This is a genomic window from Streptomyces anatolicus, assembly GCF_019400875.1.
Taxonomy (GTDB): domain Bacteria; phylum Actinomycetota; class Actinomycetes; order Streptomycetales; family Streptomycetaceae; genus Streptomyces; species Streptomyces anatolicus.
The window spans coordinates 1-6,021 of sequence record NZ_WMBF01000394.1 but is presented as its reverse complement, the minus strand read 5'-3'; the positions used below and the strand labels follow the sequence as shown (position 1 = coordinate 6,021).

The window sequence follows — 6,021 nt, the reverse complement described above, 5'->3', positions numbered from 1 at the left end:
CTGCTCATACCTAAAACATTAGCAAGTGTTTTACTAGAAAAAGACCTGCCCGGCCGAGCGAAGCGCCCCGCTCCACAGCCCCGGCAGCTCGCTCCCCCTGTGCGCCCCGTGCACCCCCGTGCGCTCGCGTACGGCTCCGCGAGCCTGGGCATCGACCCGACGACACCGTCGACAGGGGGAGGTACGCGGTGCACGGACCGGCGCAGGCCGCCTGGCTGCTCGTCGCGCTGTGCGCGGCGACCGGGGCCTACTGTCTGCTGCGGATGCGCAGCCGGATCGAGGAACAGCGCCGCACCGCGGGCGGCGAGGCGCTCATGGGGTTCGGCATGGCGGTGATGGCCGTGCCCGCCGCGGTGATCGCGCTGCCGCGCTGGGCCTGGCTCGGGTACGCCGCGGTGTTCGGGGCGGCCGCGCTGCACGCGCTGTGGACGGCCCGCGCGAACCGTCATCACCTGCACCATCTCGTCGGCGCGTGCGCCATGGTCTATATGTCGCTCGCGATGATCACGACCCCCGGCGCCCACGCGGGTCACGGGGGCGCGGGCCTGCCCGTACTGACCGGCGCCCTCCTGCTCTACTTCGCCGGATACGTCCTGTGGGCCGGCGCGCGCCTGGCCCCGGCGGGGCCCGTGGCGGCGGGCCGGGGCGGCAGCGGGGGCCCGCCCGCCCTCGGCTGGGGCGACCGGCCCGAGCTGGCGCTGGCGTGCAGGCTGTCGATGGGGATCGGGATGCTGGCGATGCTCCTGACACTCTGACCGGGGCCGGAGCGGCCTCGACGCGCGCTCCCGGCCGGGGCCTCAGTGATTGGGGCCTCAGCGGCCGAGGGCTCAGCGGCCGATCAGCGCGGCCAGCGCCGTGAGGCTGTCGATCTGCCAGTCCGCCGCCTCGGCCACGGCCGGGTCGTCCGCCCACAGGTGCCCCCACGGGCCACGGCGGATGTGCGCGGTGCGCAGCCCCGCCTGCTTGGCGGGGAAGACGTCGTGAGCGGGGTGGTCGCCGACGTACAGCGTCTCGCGGGGACCGGCCTGGGCCACTTCGAGCACCCGCGTGAAGAAGGCCGGGTCCGGCTTGGCGACGCCCCAGTCCCCCGAGGTGACGACGAGGTCGGCGGGCAGGTCGAGGTCGCGCAGGAGCTCCGCGGCGCGCGAGGTCGCGTTGCCCGCGACGATGACGCGGACGCCGAGCTTGTGCAGACCGCCGAGGGCGGGCCGCACATCGGGGTAGAGGTCGCTCTCGGCCAGGTGCTCGCCGCGGCCCGCCGTCTCGCGCGCGTGGTAGGCGGAGGCGATGTCCATGTCCGGGCTGATGAGCCGCAGTGCTTCCATGCTGTCCCCGCCCTGTGCGACGACGGCGCCGACCAGCGCGGAGACGGTGTGCCGCGGCATCTTCAGCCAGTCCGCCCAAGCTGCCCAGTAGCGGTCGTCTTTGGTGAGGGTCTCCCCCACGTCGAACACGATGGTCTCGATCATCGTCCGACACTACGGCGTCCCCCGGCCCGCGAGGCGGCCGCCACTCGGCGGCGGCACAGAGCGACCCGATCGTGGGCCCGTGTCGTGGGCCCGTACCTTCAGCCGGCTTCCCACCCGGCGTGCCCACATCGGCCGTGGCGTCCATCACTTGAGGAGGCAGCCCATACCCCTCGGCGGCCCGGCCCTCATAGGCTGGGCGCCATGATGGTCCCCGTCGCACTACTGCTGCTGTGCGCCCTGACCGCAGTCGTCGCCCCGCGGATGCTCGCGCGGGCCGACTGGCCGGAGCGCGAACCGGTGGTCGCACTATGGGCCTGGCAGTGCGTGGTGGCGGGCGTCCTGCTCTGCTGCGCGCTGTCGATGACGCTGAGCGCGGCCGCCGCGTGGCAGGCCGTGCGCGGCCATGTCTTCGCGCCCGCGCCGCACGCCGTGGTCGAGGCCTACGCCCTCCAGGCACCCGGCCCCTGGGCCGCGGCCACCGCCGTGGTGCTGGCCTGCGGCGGAGTGTGGACGGCGGCGATGCTGACCCGGGAGATCGCCCTGACGCGCAGCCGCCGGGCCGGGCGCCGGGCCGAACTGCTCCTGCGCGCCCCGCTGTTGCCCGGCGAGGAGCCGGGCGCCGACCGGCTCGTGGTCCTGGAGGGCGAGCGGCCCGACGCCTGGTGGCTGCCGGGCCAGGCGCCCCAACTGGTCATCACCACAGCCGCGTTGCGCCGCCTGAAGGGCCGTCAGCTCGACGCCGTGCTCGCGCACGAGCAGGGGCACGCGCAGGCGCGGCACGACTGGCTCCTGCACTGCTCGGGGGCGCTGGCCGCGGGGTTCCCGCAGGTACGGGTCTTCGCCGCGTTCCGCGATCAGATGCACCGCCTGGTGGAGCTGGCCGCCGACGATGTGGCGTCCCGCCGCTTCGGGCGGCTGACGATCGCGCTCGCCTTGGTCGAATTGAACGAGGACCGGGGTGTGTTCGGCCCCTGCCCGACCCCGCAGGCGCACGTCCCGCACCGCGTCCACCGGCTGCTCTCCGCCCGCCCGCGCCTCACCGCGGCCCGCAGACTGCGCCTGACGGCCACCGCGGCGCTGGTACCGGTGATCCCCGTCCTGGTCACCTTCGTACCGGGCCTGCGCGCGCTGGGTTAGACGGGCTCCGCGCCTGGGACCGGCCTCGGTGTCGCCGCGCCGTGGCACGGAGATGGTTTCCATCCCGTTCCGTCGGCGAGGATCCCCTTATGCACCCCCCGTCACTGGACTCCCCGACCCGACCGCCCACCTACCGGGCCACGCTCGCCGCGGCGCTGTTCTGCGTTCCGTCCCTCCTGCTGCTCGTCCTCGTGGAGCTGGAGTGGGGCCCGCTGATCTCGCTCGACAAGGGCATCGCCCGCACCACGCACCGCTGGGCGCTCGCCGACCCGGAGATGACCCGGGCCAGCCGGATCCTCACCGACTGGGTGTGGGACCCGTGGACGATGCGGGCGCTGTGCGCGGTGGTCGTGATCTGGCTGATGGCGCGCGGTGCCCGCTGGCTCGCGCTCTGGGTCGCGGGCGCCTGCCTGGTGGCCTCGGTGTTGCAGCAGTCGCTCAAGGCGGCGGTGGACCGCCCCCGGCCGGTGTGGCAGGACCCGGTGGACTTCGCGCACTACGCGGCGTTCCCCTCAGGTCACGCGATGACGGCGGCGGTCGTGTGCGGACTGCTCCTGTGGCTGCTGCGTCTGTACGGCGTGGGCCCCGTGCCGTGGCGCGTGGCCGTGGTCCTCGCCACGCTCTCCGTGGCCGGGGTGGGAGCGACCCGCGTCTGGCTCGGCGTCCACTGGCCGTCGGACGTCCTCGGCGGCTGGCTGCTCGGTGCCCTGACGGTGGCGCTGGCCATCGCGACGTACGCGTACGGGCCCGGCAGGCGCCCCGGGAGCGGCCTTGACCGCCCGTCGGCCCCGCCCGAAGAATCCAGCCCATGACGATCAAGGGCGTGCTCTTCGACTTCTCCGGGACCCTGTTCCGTATCGAACCCACCGAATCCTGGCTGCGCGCCGTGGCCGGGGAGCTCGGGGTGCCGCTCGCCGACGGGGAGCTGGCACGGGCGGCGGCAGGTCTGGAGCGGGCGGGGGCGATGCCCGGCGGGGCCGTGCCGGTTACGGTGCCCGCGCACCTCGCCGAGCTGTGGGCGAACCGCGACCGCAGCGCCGAGCAGCACCGGGCCGCGTACACGGGGGCCGCCCGCGAGGTGGCGCTGCCGGACCCGCGGCTGTACGACGCGCTGTACGAGCGGCACATGACCCCGGAGGCCTGGCGCCCGTACGGCGACGCGGCGGAGGTGCTGGCCGGGCTGCGCGAGCGGGGTATGCGGGTGGCGGTGGTCAGCAACATCGGGTGGGACCTGCGGCCCGTCTTCCGCGCCCATGGGCTCGACGCGTACGTCGACGCGTACGTCCTGTCGTACGAACACGGCGTCCAGAAGCCGGATCCGCGCCTGTTCGCGCTGGCCTGCGAGGCGCTGGGCCTCGATCCCCGGGACACGCTGATGGTCGGCGACGACCGGCGGGCCGACGGCGGCGCGGCCGCGCTCGGCTGCGCGCTGCACTTCGTCGACCATCTGCCGGCCGACAGGCGCCCGGACGCGCTGCGGCCGGTGCTCGGCCTCCTCGGGTGAGACAGGCCGTGGAACCACCTGTGAGCAGGCAACACTCCCCCGCGGTGTTGCCTGCCCCAGGCAGGATCGACCCACGCGGGACCCCGCGAAGGGCCCCGTACGGGACTCACTGAGTATATTGGCTCAGAGCCAGTCAACGCAGGAGTTACAGAATGTCCCCGCGTAGCCCATCGGTCAATGAAGAGTTGCGCAGGCGTTCCCGCGAGCGGCTGCTGCAGGCCACGGTCGAGCTGGTGGGCGAGCGGGGCTACGAGGCCACGACCCTCGGCGACATCGCCGACCGGGCGGGCGCGGCCCGCGGTCTGGTGTCGTACTACTTCCCCGGCAAGCGTCAGCTCCTCCAGTCGGCCGTGCACCGGCTGATGCACCGCACGCTGGAATCCGCCCTGGAGCGGGAGCCGGTCCCCGAGACCGGCGCGGCCGGCGCGGAGCGGCTTGCGCGGGCCATCGACGCGATCCTGGGCCTGGCCCGCGACGAGCCGCTGCTCATGCGCACGCACATGGCGGGGATCCTCCAGGCGGAGGGCTTCGTGCAGTGCCCCGAGCAGCGGCGACTGGCCGAGCTCCTGCGCGAGACCGTCGTGCGGTACGGATCGGGCGACGTCGACAGGGACTATCCGCTGCTGCGCGCTCTGCTCATGGGCGCGGTCTTCGCCCTGCTCATCCCGGGCGCGCCGATGCCGCTCGCCACGCTGCGAGCCGAACTCTTCCAGCGGTACGGCCTGGACTGGGGGCTCGGCGTCCCGCCCTGCGGTGCGCCGCCCGCTCCCGGCACGGAAGGCCGGCCCGACGGGGAACAGGCCCGCCGGGCCCCCTGACAGCGGGCACCCCGGGTGCGATCCTGAAACCGTCCCGGGGTCGCCTCGCGGAGGGAGCACCACCGTGCTGCACGTCGCCGTCGTCGGTTCGGGTCCCAGTGGGGTGTATGCCGCGCAGTCCCTCGTCGAGCAGGACCGGGTGCCGGGGGTGCGGGTCGATGTGCTCGACCGGCTGCCCTGCCCGTACGGCCTCGTGCGCTACGGCGTCGCGCCGGACCACGAGAAGATCAAGTCGCTCCAGAACAATCTGCGTACGGTCCTGGAGCACGAGCGCGTGCGCTTCCTCGGCTCCGTCGAGATCGGTCCCGGCGCCCTGCCCCCGGCCCGGCTGCTCGGCCTGTACCACGCGGTGGTCTACTGCGTGGGCGCGGCGGCGGACCGCAGGCTCGGGGTGCCGGGCGAGGATCTGCCGGGCAGCCATTCGGCGACGGAGTTCGTCTCCTGGTACAGCGCGCATCCTGACGTGTTGACGGACGGGTTCGAGCAGGACGGTTTCGTACGGGGCGTGGAGTCGGCCGTCGTCATCGGCGTGGGGAACGTGGCGGTGGACGTCGCCCGCATCCTGGCCCGTGGCGTGGCCGAGCTGCTGCCCACCGACATGCCGGACGCGGCGCTCGGCGTCCTCGCGGGAAGCCGGGTGCGCGAGGTGCACATGGTGGGGCGGCGCGGGCCCTCGCAGGCGCGGTTCACCACGAAGGAGCTGCGGGAGCTGGGCTCGCTGCCGGACACCGAGGTCGTCGTGGACCCGGCGGAGCTTGCGCTGGATCCCGCGTACGCCGACCCGTCCGGGCTGCCCGCCGCGAACCGCCGCAACATCGAGGTGCTGCGCGGCTGGGCGGAGCGTCCCTCGCCCGGTCTGCCCCGGCGGATCCGGCTGCGCTTCTTCCTGCGCCCGGTGGCCCTGACGGCCGGTGCGGCGGGCCGCGTCGCCGGGGTGCGGTTCGAGCGCACACTGCCGGACGGCCGGGGCGGGGTGAGCGGTTCGGGGCGGTACGAGGACATTGCGGCCCAGCTGGTCCTGCGCTCGGTGGGCTATCGCGGGGTGCCGCTCGCGGGGCTGCCGTTCGACGCGGAGCGGGGCACGGTGCCGCAC

The 6,021-nt window shown here is 74.3% G+C and carries 7 protein-coding genes; 6 read left to right on the top strand and 1 reads right to left on the bottom strand.

All coding sequences use genetic code 11. The features are described from left to right. Positions 1-188: 188 nt before the first annotated feature. Positions 189-755, top strand: a complete 567-nt coding sequence (locus GKQ77_RS25735) for a DUF5134 domain-containing protein (protein WP_219691324.1) — start codon at positions 189-191, stop codon at positions 753-755. Between the two features lie 72 nt (positions 756-827). Here GKQ77_RS25735 and GKQ77_RS25730 read toward each other — a convergent pair whose 3' ends face one another. Next, a complete protein-coding gene (locus tag GKQ77_RS25730; RefSeq protein WP_219691323.1) occupies positions 828-1,469 on the bottom strand; it encodes an HAD family hydrolase in 642 nt (213 codons plus the stop codon). Between the two features lie 201 nt (positions 1,470-1,670). On the opposite strand from GKQ77_RS25730, the gene GKQ77_RS25725 reads away from it, so the two are divergent. From GKQ77_RS25725 to GKQ77_RS25705, 5 genes are all read left to right on the top strand, one after another. Beyond that, positions 1,671-2,606 (top strand): M56 family metallopeptidase, encoded by a 936-nt coding sequence (locus GKQ77_RS25725; protein ID WP_219691322.1) that lies wholly within the window; start codon positions 1,671-1,673, stop codon positions 2,604-2,606. An 89-nt stretch (positions 2,607-2,695) separates the two neighbouring features. Next, positions 2,696-3,418: a phosphatase PAP2 family protein gene (locus GKQ77_RS25720; RefSeq protein ID WP_219691321.1), complete on the top strand. Its 723-nt coding sequence runs from the start codon at positions 2,696-2,698 to the stop codon at positions 3,416-3,418. Continuing rightward, entirely contained in the window at positions 3,415-4,110 is a 696-nt protein-coding gene (locus tag GKQ77_RS25715; protein ID WP_219691320.1) for an HAD family hydrolase, read from the top strand. Before GKQ77_RS25720 ends, GKQ77_RS25715 begins: the two co-directional genes overlap by 4 nt. 152 nt (positions 4,111-4,262) lie before the next feature. Continuing rightward, complete coding sequence (locus tag GKQ77_RS25710; protein WP_219691319.1) at positions 4,263-4,928, top strand: TetR/AcrR family transcriptional regulator; 666 nt, start codon at positions 4,263-4,265, stop codon at positions 4,926-4,928. A gap of 64 nt (positions 4,929-4,992) precedes the next feature. Then, the coding region (locus tag GKQ77_RS25705; RefSeq protein ID WP_219691318.1) for an FAD-dependent oxidoreductase at positions 4,993-6,021 on the top strand (1,029 nt) is incomplete at its 3' end.